Consider the following 17,480-nt stretch of genomic DNA (forward strand, 5'->3'; position numbering starts at 1 on the left):
GCTACCGCAACCGAGCCGCTACAGCCCGGTTACTGTCCGCAGGGTATTTGCGAGCGGACTACTGCTTGCGGGAACGCAACGAGAACTTCTCACGAATAATCGTGAATGTCTGGCGGGTCTCCTCCAGTAGGGCGACCGGCTCCTGCTCGCGCACCGCAACCTCATGAGATGCCGAAGACTCGGCGGATTCCTCAGTAGGTGCGGCGTTCGGAGCATCTGCAGAAGCGCCAGGAGCGGCAAAATCAGCAGCGCTAAACCCAGCGGCGCTGAAACCGGCGCGGCGTGCCGCCTCCGCCTCCGAAGGAACCGGGTGCACGCCGTCTTCATCCACGACCTCGCGCAGCGTGTAGTCGTGGGCCTCACGGCGCGCGTACTCACGAGCCAGCAGGGCACGCAACTCAGAAATCTCCTGTCTAAGGTCGTCCACGTCAGCCTTGGTTGCGGGATACTCCTGCTCCTCCCTGCCACCGATCTTTTCGATAATCCAGCTGGCGAGCGCACCGGTCGCGACCGCGACCATACCCACGCCGTACAGCATGACGACCACGGCGATAACCCTGCCGATACCGGTGATCGGGTAGACGTCGCCGTAACCGACCGTGGCGAGGGTCGTGAACGTCCACCAGTAGGCGGTGGGCAGGTCACGGATCATCGCGCCCGGCTCGGAGGACTCCACCGAATAGATCGCCAGGGCGAACATGATGATGAAGATTGCAGTGTATCCGAAGAGCTTCATCGCCAGCTCTGAGAGTCTCTTATATTGGCGGTTGGCGGTCATGTAAATCATGGCGAGGAAGCTGACAATACGCCACGCCGGCAGCAGCACAATCGCCAGGTTCATCAGGTTATGCGTGATGAAGTAGAGTCGCCGCGGCGCCAGGTACAGGCGAATGCAGTAGTCGGCGGCGAATAGGCCCCACAGGATCATCTGAATGATATTGAGGTACGCATCGTACGGCTCCTGAATGCGTGTGCTCATGATGGGCGCGGCGAACGCGAGCAGGTACAGCACGGACGCCACGAACATGGGCCGGGAGGAGCGTTCCTCCCACGCCGCCAGGTTCTTCTCGCCGCGGTACTTGCTGAGCGTACGGAATAAGCGGGTGCGCGGGGCACGACGCGGCGGGTCCGTGACGGTGCGGGTGACCGTGCGGATGGTCGTGGTGTGCGTTTCAGGTTCGCCCGCGTCAATAATCTCGGCGGCACCATCAGGGTTACCCTGGGTGCCTGCTTTCTGGTCGCCCTGCTTGCCGTGCGGGTGATGCGTGGTGCGGGTGATGCGGCGTTCCTCGCGGTGCGTGCCGTCCGGCGCATCGGTGGTGGCGTACTCTTCGACGACCTCTTCGTAGTCGTCGTTGGGGTCCAGGTCGGTGGAGTAGACGGAGTGGGTGCTGTCCAGGCGGGCGCTATCAATCTGCACGGCATCAACCTGTACTGCTTCCATGTCGGGAGCGGTAGCCTCCGCCGAGGCAGATTCAGCCGGACTGTTCGCCGGGCTACTCGCCGCAGTGTTGCCCGAGATATTTCCAGAGGTCTTCCCCGTATTCCCCGCCGATGCCTTGGGTGCTGTGCCGTTCTTTACCGTGTTTTCTGCCTGGTTCTGTTCCGCCTTATCCATAGTGTGAATGATACTCTGCGCGTTGCGTTTGCGTTTCTATTTCGTTGCACTGTGGCCTTTAGGCGGCGGTCTTTACGCCGTGGTTTTGGCACTGTGCGGCGGTCTTTACGCTGCCGGTCGGTCTTTGCACTGCGGGCATTTAACCTGACACAATATGTGGTGTACCCATCACCTCTGTTGCGCTATCCGGCTGTGTTACTGCCCCGTAGCGTTGCCGACCCGCACATCGGAGTGCCTCATGCCTTCACACACCACCGCTTTCTTCTTCCGCCTGCCGAACTTCCGTCAGCAGGGTTTCCACCAGCTGAGCTTCCGTCAGCAGAGTTTCCGTCAGCTGGGCACGAGCCTCTGCTTCTCCGGTGCGCTCGCCGCCGCCCTGGGCGGATGCGCTACCTTGAACTCCTCCCCTTCTGCTTCTGCGGAGGCTTCTTCTAAACCGACTGCGGCAAGTCACGCGACGGCGCCGGTGCTTCAGGATTCTGAGGGTTCCCGCCTGTTTACGGGTCGCGGCCCTGTTGAGGAGGCGGTTTTTGAGGGACCGGCGGCGCCCGCCTCCTATTCGTATGTGGAGTTTGAGCGTCGCGGTGAGCCGGAGGGCACGATGAAGGTTTCGGTTTCGGACGGTTCGGGCACCACGGTTGAGGTGGTTGCTGGCGGCTCGGGTGAGGGTGCGGGCGTGTGGGTTCGTAATACGGCGAGCGCGTCGGCGCCAAGCTCTTCTAGTTCCGGTCCTTCTGGTTCCGCGAAGTCTGCCGGTGCGGTGAGTGTGCCGTATAGTTCGGCGCGTGTGACGGCTTCGACGTCGCAGTTGACTGATGATGCTGAGTGGATGGTGTCGGTTCGTACGGCGGGCGCGGATTCTTCGGGTGAGTTTGTGGCGCCTGATAGCGTGCCGCTGACGAGTCAGAGTGCGGAGGTTGGTGAGATTCAGATGCAGGGAAGCCGCGGTTTTGTGCACGATACTGTGTCGAAATCGGGCGGCGGTTCGGTTGCGGTGGAGAACCGTTCGGATGCGAAGATGACGGTGTATTGTGCGGGTGTGGATCGTAAGGAGCGTAGTGTGCCTGCGGGTGGCCGCGTGTTTGTGGAGGATTTGGGGGTGCGTGCTTCGGCGGGTTCTCCCCTGTTTTGTGGTGTGGTGACGCCCGATAGTACTGCTAGCTGGAATGTTACGGCCCTCGGCGGCCGCGCCTAACAGTTCGACGTAGTACCAATAAATCCTACACAAGGGAAAACAGGTTCTCCCTACAACGATTATCTTTTGTAACAGAGGTATATTAGGAACGGACTACCCGCCGTTATCGATCAATGGAGATACCTATGACCGCTCAGTCACCCAACCATATTCAGGTTGTAGTGCCCAAGTTCTACGAGTTCATTCCGGCTATTCTGAACTACCTGGCCGACGGCCGCGAACGCAGTAATAAGGAAATCTATGCCGCCGTTGCCAAACGTTCCGCGCTCTCTCCTGACCAGATGAAGGAGCTCATGTCGAACGGTCGACGCCTCGTGTACGTGGACCGCATTAGCTGGGGTCTCACCTACCTCAAGCAGTGGGGGGCCGTCGAATCGCCGGGCCGCGGCCGTCAGAAGATTTCAGACGAGGGCAAGAAGCTTACCGCTCAGTATCCTCAAGGTCTCCCTTCTGAGATTGTCGCGGAGATTGTTCGCAGCGTTAAGTCGAATTCCGCCTCGGAAACCCCGGCTCAGCTGTCTAAGAGCGGCGCGAAGAATAACGCACCTAATGTAGCCCACAGCACATCCGAACCGACGAACGTAGATGAGAACACTCCCCAAGAGCTCATTGATGAGAGTATCGCTCAGCTGGAGTCCGCGCTCGTGCACGATATTTTGGAGCGCGTACGTTCCATCTCTCCTAATGCTTTTGAACAACTGGTGATAGATATTCTGCTTGCCATGGGATACGGCGGTGCCGAAGAGCGTGGTATTGTCACTCAGGCATCCCGCGATGGCGGTATCGATGGAGTTATCGACCAAGACGCACTAGGCCTGTCAAAGATTTACGTTCAGGCCAAGCGATACGGTGAAAAGAACACCGTAGGCCGACCGGCTATCCAGGAGTTTGTCGGTGCGGTACATGCAGAGGGCACACAGGGTGTTTTCATCACCTCGAGCTCTTTCACCACCGATGCTCGAGATTTCGCCAAGAAGCTCAGCGGCAGCACCTCAGTGGTCCTGGTGGATGGTGATCAGCTGGCCCGTCTTATGGTGAAGTATGGTATCGGTGTGCAGGTGGAACGAACCTACACCATCAAGAGGATTGACGAGGACTTCTTCGACGAAGCCTAAACGTTACACAAGCGTGGGGTGGAAAGCATGTAGCTTTCTGCCTCACGCTTTCTTTTGGGTTAGCCGCCTTTTTGGTTAGCCACAGGAATGTTACGGCCCTCGGCGGGCGTGCCTAAGGGCAGCCGCGGCGTTCAGAATGTGACGGGTGCGCCTCCGTAGGCCCGGGCGTATTCCCCCGGAAAACCAGCAAATACGCAGCAAAAACGCCCATCGGCACGGTGTATGACCCACCCCCTTTATGGTGACAAGTAGTCGCCAAGCTTAGCCATAGCTAACAGGAAAAGACGGTGTTCAAGAGCAGATACTGGAATAAGGACAGCATTCACACACCTGTCACCAGTAAGGAAGCAAGATCATGACCGTCGTGTCAAATACGTCCGAAGCACTCAAGTCCCCCTACGAGGACACCCTCAACCGTCTACTTTCCGATGCACGCGCAGAAGCCGTCGAATCCAGCGTCTCCGAACTCGAACGCCTCGCTATTGCACACGACGCATCCCACTACCTGCTCGTGCCCGCCGGCCTGGTCCGCCCCGACTCCGCCGAAGACGTCGCAAACATCTTCCGCGCAGCCGGCGACCTCGGCCTGCCGCTCACTTTCCGCTCCGGCGGCACCTCCCTCTCCGGCCAGTCCAGCGGTGACGGCCTGATGGTCGACACCCGCCGCCACTTCAAGAAGATCGAGGTCCTTGAAGACGGCAAGAAGGTGCGCGTGCAGCCCGGCGCGACCATCATGATGGTCAACAACTACCTGGCACCCTACGGCTACAAGCTTGGCCCCGACCCGGCATCCTGGTCCGCCTGCACCATCGGTGGCGTGGTCGCTAACAACTCCTCCGGTATGTCGTCGGGCACCAAGTACAACACGTACAACACCCTGGACTCCATGGTGTTCGTGCTACCCAGCGGCACCATCATCGACACCGCCGAGCCGGACGCCGACCAGAAGCTACGCTCCCTCGAACCTGAACTTCACGAGGGCCTGCTGCGCCTGCGCAAGCGCGTCACCGAGAACCCCGAATCCATGGCGAAGATCCGCCAGCAGTACTCCATGAAGAACACCATGGGTTACGGCCTGAACTCCCTGGTCGACTTTGAAACCCCCGTGGACATTCTGCAGCACCTGCTGATTGGTTCGGAGGGTACCCTCGGCTTCGTCGCTTCGGCAACCTACCGCACCCTGCCGATTCTGAAGAACATTTCCACCGGCCTGCTCGTGTTCGACAACCTGATTGATGCTGCACGCTCCGTGCCCGAACTGGTTGCTAACAAGCTCGCTACCGTCGAGCTGATGGACGCCACCAGTATTCGTGTGGCTCAGCGTACCGGTCAGGCTGCGGAGGCGCTCGCCGCCATTGACGTGAAGGACCACGCCGCTCTGCTGGTTGAGTTCCAGGGCAACTCCGAGCAGGAGCTGAGCGACCTTGCCGCCGCAGCCGCACCCATGTTTAAGAGCCTGCCCGTGGCATCGCCGGTGTCGATGACCAGCAAGCTGTCTGAGCGTAACGCACTGTGGGCTGCCCGCCGCGGCCTGTACACCACCGTTGCGGGTAACCGCCGCTCCGGCACTAACGCGCTGCTGGAAGACGTGGTTGTTCCTGTTGAGGTTCTGGGCAACACCTGTAGCGACCTGACCAAGCTGTTCGACGCACACGGCTACCAGGACTCCGTGATCTTCGGTCACGCGAAGGACGGTAACATCCACTTCATGCTGAACGAGCAGTTCCGCGACCCGAAGCAGCTGGACCGCTACCGCGACTTCACCGAGGAAATGGTGCAGCTGATTCTGGGTAACGAGGGCTCGCTGAAGGCTGAGCACGGTACCGGTCGCATCATGGCTCCGTTTGTGAGCCGCCAGTTCGGTGACGAGCTCTTCGACGTGATGCGCCAGATTAAGCGCCTCATTGACCCGAAGGGCTTCATGAACCCCGGCGTTCTGCTCGCCGAGCCGGACACCGACTACGTGACCGACCTGAAGGTCGCCGAAACCGTTGAGGAAGAAGTCGACCGCTGCGTGGAGTGCGGCTACTGTGAGCCGGTCTGCCCCTCCCGTAACCTGACTTTGACCCCCCGTAAGCGTATTGTGTTGCGCCGTGAGATTGCTGCCGCTGAGGCGAACGGCGATCACGAGCTCGCTGAGCGCCTGCGTAAGGAATACGAGTACTACGGCATTGAGACCTGTGCAGTGGACGGCATGTGCCAGACCCGCTGCCCCGTGAACATCAACACCGGTGACCTGATTCGCCGCCTGCGTTCTGAGAACCAGAACAAGCTGGCCGCTACCGGCTGGAAGGTCGCCGCACAGCAGTGGGGCATCATGGATAAGGTTGCCGGTAAGTCCCTGACTGTGGCTAAGAAGCTGCCGTTCCTCGTGGTGCACGGTACCACCAACATTGCCCGTAAGGTCATGGGCGACGACATGGTTCCTTCCTACAAGAAGGACCTGCCGGTCGGTGGCCCGGCACGTAAGCCGCACAAGGACGCAACCGCTGAGATTGTGTTCTTCCCCGCCTGCGTGAACTCCATGTTCGGCGGCGTGGACGGCGACGGTAAGCACGACCCGGTCAACGCAACCCAGGCGTTCATCCGCCTGTGCGAGCGTACCGGCGTGAAGTACCGCATCCCCGACAATATTGGTGAGATGTGCTGCTCCACCCCGTGGAAGTCGAAGGGCTTCACCGACGGCTACTCGATCATGAGCGACCGCGTGCTGAAGTCCCTGTGGGAGGCTACTGACGGTGGCCGCCTGCCGGTCGTGTGTGACGCTTCGTCCTGTACTGAGGGCCTTGAGGTGATGCGTGAGAAGGTTATTAAGGCGCTTGAGCACAAGATCGTGAACGGCCTGAAGCCGGGCGAGCCGGACTACTCGCGTCTGCGCATGTACGACGCGGTGCAGTTCGCCGCCGATAACATGCTGGACAAGCTGACCGTGTCCGCTCCCCTGCCGTCGGTTGCACTGCACCCGACCTGCTCCATGACTCACCTGGGCACTCAGCCTGCGTTTGAGAAGATTGCGAACGCGATGAGTGACGATGTGTACGTGCCGAAGCACTGGGGTTGCTGTGGTTACGCGGGTGACCGCGGTATGCTGCACCCGGAGCTGACGGCGAGCGCTACGGAGGCTGAGGCTTCTGAGCTGAGCGAGCAGAAGCAGTTCGCCGCATACATTTCGGCGAACCGCACCTGCGAGCAGGGTATGACCGAGGCAACCGGCCACAGCTACCAGAACGTGCTGCAGCTGCTCGAACGCACCACCCGCTAACGGGTTGAGCGCATAAGCTGACGAAAGAAGGGACCCGGCGGGCTATCTTATGTGATAGTCCGCCGGGTCCCTCGCTAATCATTTATTTTTGAACGACCACATTCCGCTAAATATCGCAATAAATGCAAGTGGTATATACACTACATAAACCCCTATATACAACATCAGCACAAGCATGCTCTCCAATACTTCAGAACGCGACTTCTTATCCCGTAAACATGTCGGATTCTGCTCTGAAAAAGATAAAGCCGCCAGAAAAATTAAAGAAAAAATCCCCAGAAAATTAAATGCATGAAAATCCCACAACGTAAACACCCATAGCGTAAAGGCTACAATCTGCAGCCCTCCACTCCTGATCTGCTTCATGGAAATAGCACTAACAAACATGCATATCCATCCAAAAATACAAATTATACTCTGCGACCCGGACAAGGGTTCTTGCTGAAGGAAAGTAGCAACATCGGCAACTGGCTTAGCTAGAGCGTCAAAATGAACCCATTCAAGAAATTTTGAAATACCCATGAGGCCGCTCAGTCCTGTATGGTTCCAGAGAGAGTAAATTACCGACATAGAGTAAGCAGATACGAAAACGCAGAAAGCTTTCGAGAAAAGGTTTTTGTCTGCTATATATTTTGCTGTGGTTTCCATATTAATAGCCACCAAATTCTCCTCATAGAAATTCTTGAACGATAGCGCAGATATTTATATATCTGTATTGAAAAGGCGGGCGCGAAGCTCCCCGTCAGCCTCTGTCACGATAATGACCGGTTTACCGCCCGCAACCTTGCGTGCACGGTCGAGTACGTCAGCCTCATCTTCGCCGGGAGCAACGGGGATAACATGGCACTCCCCTCCCGCCTTCTGCGCAGCGAGCGCAACAAGTGCCTTGTGTTCCGGGTTTCGGCGAGCAGACAGGTTGAAGCGTCCCGCGATGCGAGCTCGTTCTTTCATCACTTCAATGCTTGCCATTCTTCAATCCTTTCAAATGCGCCTTCTACGATAAAGGCTGCTACTTCTTCATGAACCAAACTTTGCTTCCCGAAGAACCTGGCAGGCTATCCAATCGGATGACCCGCCGGGCCTGTTTTCGTCTGTCGCAGCATCTATTTTCGACTATTAAATAGTCCAATAATCAATACTGCTATTGAGATGCCATAGAGAATTCCAAGCACCAGGTCGCTGACATTTGACACTACATTCAAGATAATTGCCAGGATCAAGAACAGCATCCCGACAGGAACATACTTATTCGACTTCATACGCTCGTGCTCCCTCAATAATCAATAGCGATACATCATTTTCAGGACCATCCAGCTACCCTTTTTCTGAATGACTATGGACGTTCGCCTTACTACCACGCTAGCACTCTGGAGCTAAAAACTCCCCTCACAACACAACTTTATGCACCCAACCGCACTCCCCCATCCTCGCCCCCTCAAGACGCACAAAAAACCACCCCCTCCGCAGCTTGTCGCCGCAAAGGGGGGGTGGTTTCTATATATCTGTATACAGATTCAGTGCAGATCCGCCACCTGAAACTAACAGTTGTTAGACGCACCGACGATCCCACATCTTTACCTCAACTACCTATACACTGAATGACAACGACCTCTCAACACATCTATATGGCTATGAACGAAAAGCAGTCAAACTATTTAGTCAGTTGGGATATATTTTTACAGCCCTTCAAATACTTAAACCTATTAAATTAATAGTATTGTAAATAATCATAGGATCCCCAATAGATTATTGCCAAATAAACTAGTAGACCCACACTCATCTAAGGCATTAGACAATTTTTATTTTTTCCTTATCGATCTCTGCTTCAATTTCACTATCCAGGAATTCTTTAAACTCTTTAGAAATAAGTACACGATAGTTAATCTTTCGACCAACATCACCATTTTTAACCTCTTCCTCATTCTTTTTACCTTCTTCTTCATTCTTTTTATTAATATATTTTTGAACCCGAGAATCCAAGAAGTCCTCTAAGTAATTAATGGTTTTAATTTGCAAACCCCCTACTTTAAATTTATTTCCAACATAAATTGTATAGAGTTTTCGCTGAACACTTTTAACCCCCTTTTCTTCATAATAATCCGACACCTTAAAATAAAAGTCTATATACTCTTTCACATTTTTAAAATCCAGGCCATCATGAAAAATCGACTTATAGTCTTTTCCAAACAATGCTCGCTTATTGTTACTAGCTTTACCTGGTTCACCGCGCATAATTGCCATAAGTATTTGAGCCGCTAACTCCATGTTTATATCACGATACCCGGAGAAAGATTCAGACTTTCCACTTTTTCGCACGTAATTATATTGAAATTGCCTCAAATAATAATGCAGTGAAATTTGAATGGGATCATTAGCATGCAGATCAGCCGGCTTGATAGAATTCTGACTATTTGTATATTTCGCAATTTCGGCGCCTAATGAATATTCAAGCTCCTCCTTCTCCCCTTCAGGTTTTGCCAATCCCACCGAGTAGGCACGGACAAGAACGAAAGAATTTTTTAACGACTCTATCTTTTTACCAGTCTTATCCTCAGAATTCTCAATATATTCATAGACTGAGTTTAGAGTTTGACCACCATTAACAATTTGAAAATTCTCCAAAGTGATAGTACTAACATCAGATGGCATATTCGCTCTCGAATTAACACTATCCGCAATAATTGTAATTCCGTTATTATATGCAAAAAATCTATCTCCGCTTTCTCGAATTGTATCAATTATGTCTTTATTATATTTAGTGCGACCTAAGTAATTTCTAACATTGTCCTCCAATAGAGATTTATCCATTTCTATTTTATTCAAATCATCAATATTTATTTCGGCTACTTCTTCCCCTTCTTCTCCTTCAAGCAGTCGATAGGCTTGATTAGTACAAGTTATTCTCATCAGCTCGAATAGGGATGCAATGAAGATACACGATTTACCCAGCTTTTCTCCAGTAGTTTCATATTCAATTACCTGATCTTTTTTAACTTGAATAACTGCCGACGTATTCCGTGGGTCATTGGTAATTCTGTTCACGATATCCTCTAAACACATCTCAGTTACTTTATATTCTTCAAATCCACTAAATATATTTTTATTTGCTCGAATATTATTATTCGAGACAAAATATATTTCTATGGTGGATACAGGCTTCCCATCCATTAATTTCTTAATATTTTTAATAGCTCGTGAAGAGTATTCATATTCTGGGTCCTCTTCAATCTTGGCCAAGCGCTCGCTACTAATGTGGTTAATAAATTTCACCGTCGAATTAACATCATCTTCAGTTAGCGATCCTTTTGACCTATAGTTATCTTTATATTTAAAGTTAAAAAGACTAATTTTATACCCATCACCATCTTTTTTTATATGGTAAGCATCCACTCCAAGATCATTTTTATTAGGATTACCTGTGGTCCTTCGAATATAATCGGTGTCAATAATCATATCTGATATTTCTTTAATATCCTTGACACCAGTAATACTACTTAATATAAAGAAATAGAATCCTAGACGCTCTCTATCCTTGGTGGCTATTTCTTCTATATTCTTAAATATTCCAGATTTCTCCGCATTATTGTATGCTTCGAGGCTAGCTTTTTCAACAATTCGATAATTGCTTATAGTCATATAAGTCTCCCAACTTAAAGGAACTTCCATGAAAAATGTACTTACTAACTTATTTTGAAAACCACCCCTCCGCAGCTTGTCGCCGCAAAGGGGGTGGTTTCTATATATAGGGTCGGTACAAGTTCGCCGGCTTAGCCAACCACAGTTATCTGTGTCTAGCCGCGCCGGCGAACCCGCATCCTAACCGCTACTACTCAGCAGCCTCCGTGCTGGGCTTGGGGTCTTCGTTCACGCGGTTGCGGATATGCTCCACAATACGTGCCACAGCCTCATCCACGGGCACGCCATTCTCCTGCTTGTTTCCGCGGAAACGGAACGAAACAGCGCCGTGCTCCGCATCCTCACCGCCAGCAATCAGAATGAACGGAACCTTCTCGGTAGACGCGGTACGAATCTTCTTGGTGAAACGATCCGAACCGTAATCCACCTCAACACGCACGCCGTGCGCGCGTAGCTTGTCAGCGATCTCGGTCATGTAGTCGTTGAACGCCTCAGCCACCGGCACACCAATCACCTGAACCGGTGCCAGCCACGCCGGGAACGCGCCCGCATAGTGCTCAGTCAGCACGCCCAAGAAGCGCTCAATCGAGCCGAACTTCGCCGAGTGAATCATGACCGGCTCCTGCACGGTGCCGTCCGCAGCCTGGTACTCCAGACCGAAACGGCTCGGCTGGTTAAAGTCGTACTGAACGGTCGACATCTGCCAGGTACGGCCGATAGCGTCCTTCGCCTGAACCGAAATCTTCGGGCCGTAGAACGCAGCACCACCCGGATCCGGGACGAGCTCCAGGCCGGTCTCCTTCGCAACCTGCTCCAGAACCGCGGTAGCCGCCTCCCACTGCTCATCAGTACCGATGAACTTATCCTTCTTATCACCCTCAGTGTCGCGAGTCGACAGCTCAAGGTAGAAGTCAGTCATGCCGAAGTCCTCAAGCAGGCTCAGCATGAACTTCAGCAGGTGACGCACCTCGTCCGGTGCCTGCTCCTTCGTCACATACGAGTGCGAGTCGTCCTGAGTAATCATGCGCACACGGGTCAGGCCCTGCAGCACGCCGGACTTCTCGTCACGGTACACGGTGCCGAACTCGAAGAAACGCAGCGGCAGCTCACGGTACGAACGGCCACGAGAACGGTAAATCTCGTTGTGCATCGGGCAGTTCATAGCCTTCAGACGGTAATGACCGTTATCCAGCTCCATGGGCGGGAACATACCATCCGCATAGTACGGAAGGTGACCAGAAGTGTAGAACAGGTCTTCCTTCGAAATGTGCGGAGTGCTGACGTACTGGAAACCCTCCTGAATGTGGCGGGTACGCACGTAGTCTTCCATCTCGCGCTTAATCACGCCACCCTTAGGGTGAATCACCGGCAGGCCGGGGCCAATGTTCTTCGGGAAGGAGAACAGGTCCAGCTCACGGCCCAAGCGGCGGTGGTCACGGCGCTCCGCCTCAGCGATGCGCTCCTTGTACGCCACCAGCTCGTCCTTAGTCGGCCAAGCGGTACCGTAAATACGCTGCAGCATGGGGTTCTTCTCAGAACCGCGCCAGTACGCGCCACCGGCACGCATCAGGGCGTAACCGTTAGCAATCAGCTTGGTGTTCGGCAGGTGCGGGCCGCGGCAGAGGTCCTTCCAGACGGTCTCACCGGTCTTCGGGTGCACGTTGTCGTAAATGGTGATTTCACCCTCGCCGACCTCCACGGATGCGCCCTCGGCAGCATCCGCACCAGAACCGGGGCCCTGGGTCAGGGAGAGCAACTCCAGCTTGTACGGCTCGTTCGCCATCTCGGCAACAGCCTCGTCGTGGGTGACCACGCGGCGGCGGAACAGCTGACCGGACTTGATGATCTTAATCATCGACTTCTCGATCTTCTTCAGATCTTCCGGGGTGAACGGCTCAGCCACATCAAAGTCAAAGTAGAAGCCGTCAGTAATGTACGGGCCAATGCCCAGCTTGGCGTCCTTGCGGTACTCCTGCACCGCCTGCGCCATCACGTGCGCAGCGGAGTGGCGCAGAACGTTCAGGCCGTCCGGTTCGTGAATGAAAACCGGCTCAACGGAGTCGCCAGCAGACAGCTCGTGGGAGAGATCAACAAGCACGCCGTTCACGCGTGCCACAACGATCTTCGGGTCGTCAGCGAACAGCTCAGCGGCAGTCTTCGCGGTGACCTCGCGCTCCTCACCAGAAACGCTAATAACAATTGCTGAAGAATCAGCGGCAGACATAAGTCTCCTTAACTCAGGCGCAAGCGTACCACTCGGGGCGCCGCCGGTGCGCATACTATTCCGCACTGTACTGGTGCACGGACACACACTATCTTACAACGGCTCCCAGGCAACGCTCAGCTTGAAGACAAACTAGTCCGCATGATGCTCACGCGTATGCTCATACACGTCAACCACAATGTGGCTAATATGGTCGTCCTTCAGACGGTATATGGTGGTGCGGCCCTGCTGCTCACGGTCAATCACGTGCGCCTCACGCAGGATGCGCAGGTGGTGCGAGGCGAGCGGCTGCGAAATGCCCAGGCAGGTGTGCAGTTCGCTCACGCTGTGCGGGCGGTGCATCAGGTGGTGCGCAATCGCCAGGCGTAGCGGGTTCGCTAGCGCAGAGAAAATCGCCACGGACGGGCCAAACTGTTCCTCCCAGTCTTTGGGGCCGCTGCCTTCGAGGAGGGGCGCGTTGGTGGGCACCTCGTGGGTATGATCCGATGCATGCTCGTGGGCATGGTCAGTGTGGGTGGTGTTAGTTTCGGTCTGGTCTGTGTGCTGGCTCTGAGTCATAGTATTTTCACCTTATGTACAGGAAAGGGGGCACGTCAAGGAAGTTACGCCTGCGCGGCGTGCTTTCTTGACGTGCCCCTCTCCCCTATGTGCGCTGATGCTCGCTGGTGTTGCTGGTGCGCTGTATGCGGCTGTTCCGATGCCGTTGTGACTATCGGTGCAGCTGTCGGTGCGCTGTCATTGTGGCGGCAACATCGTGGACCACCGCCCTCCTAGAGCGGTTCATCACATTGCGGTCATAATGCCTAGCGCCGTGCCCTAACTGCGCATCAGCTCGCGGGCATGCAACCCTAGCGGGCCCTTAGCGGTTAGCGACTGCCACCTGCAGGTAACCTTCAGCGGACTTTACGCCCTTGTCAGTCACTGCGCGGTAGCGGACCAGCGGTGCGAAGCCCTGCTTATTCTTAGCAGATACCGCGATGCCCTGGGTGCCGTCGGGCAGGGTCACCACACGGTAGGTGCCGTATTCGTCGCTGTATGCGCTGACGGCCTGGCCGCGCTGGTTGAGCAGCTCGAGCTTCTTCACGGTTTCGCCGCGGCTGTATGCGCCGAAGGATGCTTCGTCGTTGTTCAGGACAGCCACGTTCTGGGTGGTGCCCGAGTACAGGGAGACGGAGTCCTCACGCGCGATGGGGCTGTTCTTATCGACCACGTGAACCTTCAGCGGGATCGAGTACAGCTGCGCGGCGGAGCCCCTCTTCGCCTTCACATCAGACATGCGTGCGGGTGCCTTGCCGGTGCGGTTCACGGTGATGTTCGTGCCGTTGTCGCGGCGCAGATCCCAGGTGGTGCCGGTAACGTCGTGGGTGTTCAGGTCGATCGAGTAGGTGCCGGTCTTGCCGTTGGAGGCAAAGCGGATGCCGGTCTCCGCACTGGAGAACTGGCCGCCAGCAGTGTTGACCTTCTCCTTGTTGACCCAGCGGCTGGGGCGGAAGTTCGGGGTCTGCTGGATTTCCTGGAAGTTGTAGTCGCGCGCGTAACGGTAGTTCGGGGAAACCTTGTGCGACTGGTGAACACTCTGCGCGACTGCGGTCTCGCCGGAGTAGACGGTGGCGTGGTGCTCGGCGGGCTGGTAGAACACGCCGGAGCCGGTGCCGGTCTTACCGTAGGAATCCGAGGGGTACTTGAACTTCACGGCGTCCGAAGCCTGGTTCACTGCCGCGTTCTGAGTCTCGGCGTCGCTGATGCGCACGGCCTTGGGGGTGCGCACGGCGGAGCGGCGCACGGTCACGGGGCGTGCAATCTTGTGCGCGTCAGCGTTCGAGTCGGCAGCCTGGTTGTTGCTCTGCGGCAGAACCTGGGTGCCCTCGCGGCGTGCAGTGTTCTCAGCGGACTCGGTGTAGTTCACGGGCATCCACTGCACCTGCTGCCAGGGGAACTGGTTGCCGGTGAAGCCGCTGGGCACGAAGTTCGCGAACATTGCCGCCAGCTGCGGGTCTTCCTTGTACACGTTCTTACCCTGGCGGGCGTAGGGCGCGTAGGAGCTTGCCGCCTCCAGGTTGAATGCGTTGGTGAAGAGGTTGTGGTCCGTGAGGATGAAGCCGTATTCCTTCATTGCGGTCAGGATCATGCGGGTGAGCTGGTCGTCAGCGTGGCCGGTGTTTGCCAGGTGCTCTTCCACATCAAAGCTTGCGGGCAGGAAGCCACGCTGACCTGCGCGGGGTGCGTTCGGGTACTTGCTCGCGTCAATCTTGCCGTCGGTACCCTTCGCGGGGAAGGAGGAGACCAGTGCAGCGTAGTCAGCCGCGGTGATGGACACCATGTGGTTGATCTTGCCGGCCTTGAGCTCGTCCACACCAATCTGGGTGAGCTCATTTGCCAGGCCCACCACGGAGGAGGTGCCGTTCTTGAGGGTCAGCCAGTAGTTGTCTTCGCCCACGCCGCCGAAGTTCGGCTTAGCGAGCATGTAACCGCCGGAGGACACGTGGTAGGTTGCCGGGTAGTCAACCGCCACGGGAATGTCCACGGTGCCGCGGGTGCCTGCGGGAATCTTGTAGGTAATCTCGCCGGTGGTCTCGTTGATGGACGCGCCGGGCACGTTCTTCGCCAGGCGGAACTTCGCACCGCGAGCAATCGGGTAGGAGGTGCGGGCGTTGCCGGACTTCACGTCAATGCTGACGGGCGCCTTGATGGTGACGGTCTGGCCTGCGTTGCCGTGGCCAACGTTGTCGTACTGAATCTTGGCGCTCTTGGGGGTGGACGCGTTGCCGCCGCCGACCTGCACACGGGCGGTGCTGGTGTAGGTCTGTGCGTCTGCATCCTTGACGAACTTGAAGTAGGAGCGCCAGATGCCGGTCGCCTCATCGTAGAGGGCGACGGACTGGTCGCCGGAGAGGCCGTGGTCCTCAGCGAGCCACTTCGGGATCGGGACGCCGCCGGTCAGGATGCGCTTGTTCTCTGCGTTGGCGTTGACGCGGCCATCGCGGGAGACGACCTCGACGTACTCCTGGTGCGGGTTCGCGGAGTTCACGGCGAGGGTCGGGATGTTCTCGTGGCCGCCGACGGTCTGGGTGCGAATCTTCTTGAGGGTACCGCCGTTGATGGCGGTGGTGACGGGGTGGTTGCCCGCATCGCCGCTGTATTCGAGGAAGGTGCGGCTAATTTCGCTGCTGTTGGGCGCGACGGCTTCGGTGCCGGTGAGCTTCTGGGCTGCGAAGGAGTCGCTGGCGAGCTTGCCGCTCAGGGGCGAGGTGTTCTCGGTGGTGGTCAGCTGCTCCTTGGTGAGGGAGGAGTTGACGGGTGCGAGAGTGTCGATGGTCTGTGCCTGCTGGTCGGGGTTCCAGTAGCAGGTCGGACCGGGCGCGACGTTGGTGATGTTCGCGAGGGTCGGCACGGTGCGGTAGCCTGCGTCGACGCAGGTGGTACCGGATACGTTGCGGGTGGAGGCGGTCGCACCGAAGGTCGCGGGGAGGTTCGCGCCGGTGATGACGGTTGCCAGTGCTGCGGAGGCAGCGATGGTGGCACGGCGGCGGTTTGCCGGGCGCTGTGCCGGGTTTTTGGTTGCAGTTGTGGTCATGTTTTTCTTCCGTTCGTGTCGGCTTGTTTGAGTGAGTGCGTTTGTATGAACAAACACGGACGTGAGTGAAATATGCATCTGAGGGTGTACCCGGGCGGGTTCTGATCTTCTGGCAGGAATTCTCAGGAAACTCTCAGATAATCCCCATACCCTACATAGTCTTTGGGGTGAACGCAAAACGAGTTTGTGATTCAGGGCACCGATTTTTTGCTAAAGGTTCAAGCTTAGACTCATATTTCTTTACATCTGTGTGCATTGATAGATGTTCAGGTTTTCGGAATTTGCACCGCAGTGTTTTAGCTTTACTCCTAGTCAAGCGAGTTTAGCTTCAGAAAAACGAAAAATGCGCACGGGAAACTAAACCCTCAACCTCAAAGTTCCCGGAATGACGCGCCAAAACGGTCTGTTGAATTTCTCACACGTGACCACAATTTGGGATTCCGCACCAAAGGTAGATATGGTCTCAGTCACTAAAACAGGGGCTTCTATCAGCCCAATCGATCACTTTCGAGTCACAATCACCACCGGGGAGCACCCCCTTGTTTCATCCCTATAGACCCACAAAACCCACCCAAAACCCTAAAATTTAGGTCAAAGTTTAAAGTTTGCGTGTGTTTAACAGTGTGTAACCATACATGCACCGCACTCCCCCGCGCAGGACGCCCTTCACTGTACATTCCAAGAATTCCAAGCCGCCCACCGGGAGCTTTAGAAAGCATAGAAACACCCCGCATGCGCCTCAAAAACACATGCGGGGTGCATATATATTCATTTGTGGGTGCCTTGCGGTGCACCCAATAGCAGGTGCCGAACCCGCCTCCGTGGGTTCACGTGGGTTCAATAGCGGTTACTCACA

Annotated in this window: 10 protein-coding genes; 3 read left to right on the plus strand and 7 right to left on the minus strand. The window is 55.6% G+C overall.

From position 1 onward, the window contains the following. Positions 1 to 58 precede the first annotated feature (58 nt). Positions 59 to 1,618 (minus strand): potassium channel family protein, encoded by a 1,560-nt coding sequence (locus ROTMU0001_RS06390; protein ID WP_005508785.1) that lies wholly within the window; start codon positions 1,616 to 1,618, stop codon positions 59 to 61. Between the two features lie 238 nt (positions 1,619 to 1,856). Here ROTMU0001_RS06390 and ROTMU0001_RS06395 point away from each other — a divergent pair, with 238 nt between their 5' ends. From ROTMU0001_RS06395 to ROTMU0001_RS06405, 3 genes are all read left to right on the plus strand, one after another. Then, positions 1,857 to 2,813 carry a hypothetical protein gene (locus ROTMU0001_RS06395; RefSeq protein ID WP_005508786.1) on the plus strand — a complete coding sequence of 319 codons (957 nt, stop codon included), beginning with the start codon at positions 1,857 to 1,859 and terminating at the stop codon, positions 2,811 to 2,813. 125 nt (positions 2,814 to 2,938) lie between these two features. Beyond that, positions 2,939 to 3,928 carry a restriction endonuclease gene (locus ROTMU0001_RS06400; RefSeq protein ID WP_005508787.1) on the plus strand — a complete coding sequence of 330 codons (990 nt, stop codon included), beginning with the start codon at positions 2,939 to 2,941 and terminating at the stop codon, positions 3,926 to 3,928. 355 nt (positions 3,929 to 4,283) lie between these two features. Then, positions 4,284 to 7,190, plus strand: coding sequence for an FAD-binding and (Fe-S)-binding domain-containing protein (locus ROTMU0001_RS06405; protein WP_005508788.1), 2,907 nt, complete (start codon positions 4,284 to 4,286; stop codon positions 7,188 to 7,190). A 78-nt stretch (positions 7,191 to 7,268) separates the two neighbouring features. On the opposite strand, the gene ROTMU0001_RS06410 is transcribed toward ROTMU0001_RS06405, so the two are convergent. The 6 genes from ROTMU0001_RS06410 to ROTMU0001_RS09165 all read right to left on the minus strand — a co-directional run bounded on the left by ROTMU0001_RS06410 (position 7,269) and on the right by ROTMU0001_RS09165 (position 16,624). Then, a complete protein-coding gene (locus ROTMU0001_RS06410; RefSeq protein WP_044142733.1) occupies positions 7,269 to 7,850 on the minus strand; it encodes a hypothetical protein in 582 nt (193 codons plus the stop codon). A gap of 42 nt (positions 7,851 to 7,892) precedes the next feature. Continuing rightward, positions 7,893 to 8,159: a hypothetical protein gene (locus tag ROTMU0001_RS06415; protein WP_005508789.1), complete on the minus strand. Its 267-nt coding sequence runs from the start codon at positions 8,157 to 8,159 to the stop codon at positions 7,893 to 7,895. Between the two features lie 819 nt (positions 8,160 to 8,978). Beyond that, complete coding sequence (locus ROTMU0001_RS06420; RefSeq protein WP_044142736.1) at positions 8,979 to 10,826, minus strand: AIPR family protein; 1,848 nt, start codon at positions 10,824 to 10,826, stop codon at positions 8,979 to 8,981. Positions 10,827 to 11,016: 190 nt separating this feature from the next. Beyond that, the gene (gene thrS / locus ROTMU0001_RS06425) at positions 11,017 to 13,050 is read right to left on the minus strand and encodes a threonine--tRNA ligase (protein WP_005508791.1); all 2,034 of its coding nucleotides are present in this window, start codon (positions 13,048 to 13,050) and stop codon (positions 11,017 to 11,019) included. A 132-nt stretch (positions 13,051 to 13,182) separates the two neighbouring features. Next, positions 13,183 to 13,608, minus strand: a complete 426-nt coding sequence (locus ROTMU0001_RS06430) for an ArsR/SmtB family transcription factor (protein WP_005508792.1) — start codon at positions 13,606 to 13,608, stop codon at positions 13,183 to 13,185. A 301-nt stretch (positions 13,609 to 13,909) separates the two neighbouring features. Continuing rightward, positions 13,910 to 16,624: a Rib/alpha-like domain-containing protein gene (locus ROTMU0001_RS09165; protein WP_005508793.1), complete on the minus strand. Its 2,715-nt coding sequence runs from the start codon at positions 16,622 to 16,624 to the stop codon at positions 13,910 to 13,912. Between the last annotated feature and the right edge of the window lie 856 nt (positions 16,625 to 17,480).

The organism is Rothia mucilaginosa ATCC 25296, from assembly GCF_000175615.1.
GTDB lineage: Bacteria > Actinomycetota > Actinomycetes > Actinomycetales > Micrococcaceae > Rothia > Rothia mucilaginosa.

Bases quoted from the DNA above. Each gene is read 5' to 3' on its own strand.
- ROTMU0001_RS06390 (WP_005508785.1), bottom strand. From the start codon at position 1,618: ATGGATAAGGCGGAACAGAACCAGGCAGAAAACACGGTAAAGAACGGC.
- ROTMU0001_RS06395 (WP_005508786.1), top strand. From the start codon at position 1,857: ATGCCTTCACACACCACCGCTTTCTTCTTCCGCCTGCCGAACTTCCGT.
- ROTMU0001_RS06400 (WP_005508787.1), top strand. From the start codon at position 2,939: ATGACCGCTCAGTCACCCAACCATATTCAGGTTGTAGTGCCCAAGTTC.
- ROTMU0001_RS06405 (WP_005508788.1), top strand. From the start codon at position 4,284: ATGACCGTCGTGTCAAATACGTCCGAAGCACTCAAGTCCCCCTACGAG.
- ROTMU0001_RS06415 (WP_005508789.1), bottom strand. From the start codon at position 8,159: ATGGCAAGCATTGAAGTGATGAAAGAACGAGCTCGCATCGCGGGACGC.
- ROTMU0001_RS06420 (WP_044142736.1), bottom strand. From the start codon at position 10,826: ATGACTATAAGCAATTATCGAATTGTTGAAAAAGCTAGCCTCGAAGCA.
- thrS (WP_005508791.1), bottom strand. From the start codon at position 13,050: ATGTCTGCCGCTGATTCTTCAGCAATTGTTATTAGCGTTTCTGGTGAG.
- ROTMU0001_RS06430 (WP_005508792.1), bottom strand. From the start codon at position 13,608: ATGACTCAGAGCCAGCACACAGACCAGACCGAAACTAACACCACCCAC.
- ROTMU0001_RS09165 (WP_005508793.1), bottom strand. From the start codon at position 16,624: ATGACCACAACTGCAACCAAAAACCCGGCACAGCGCCCGGCAAACCGC.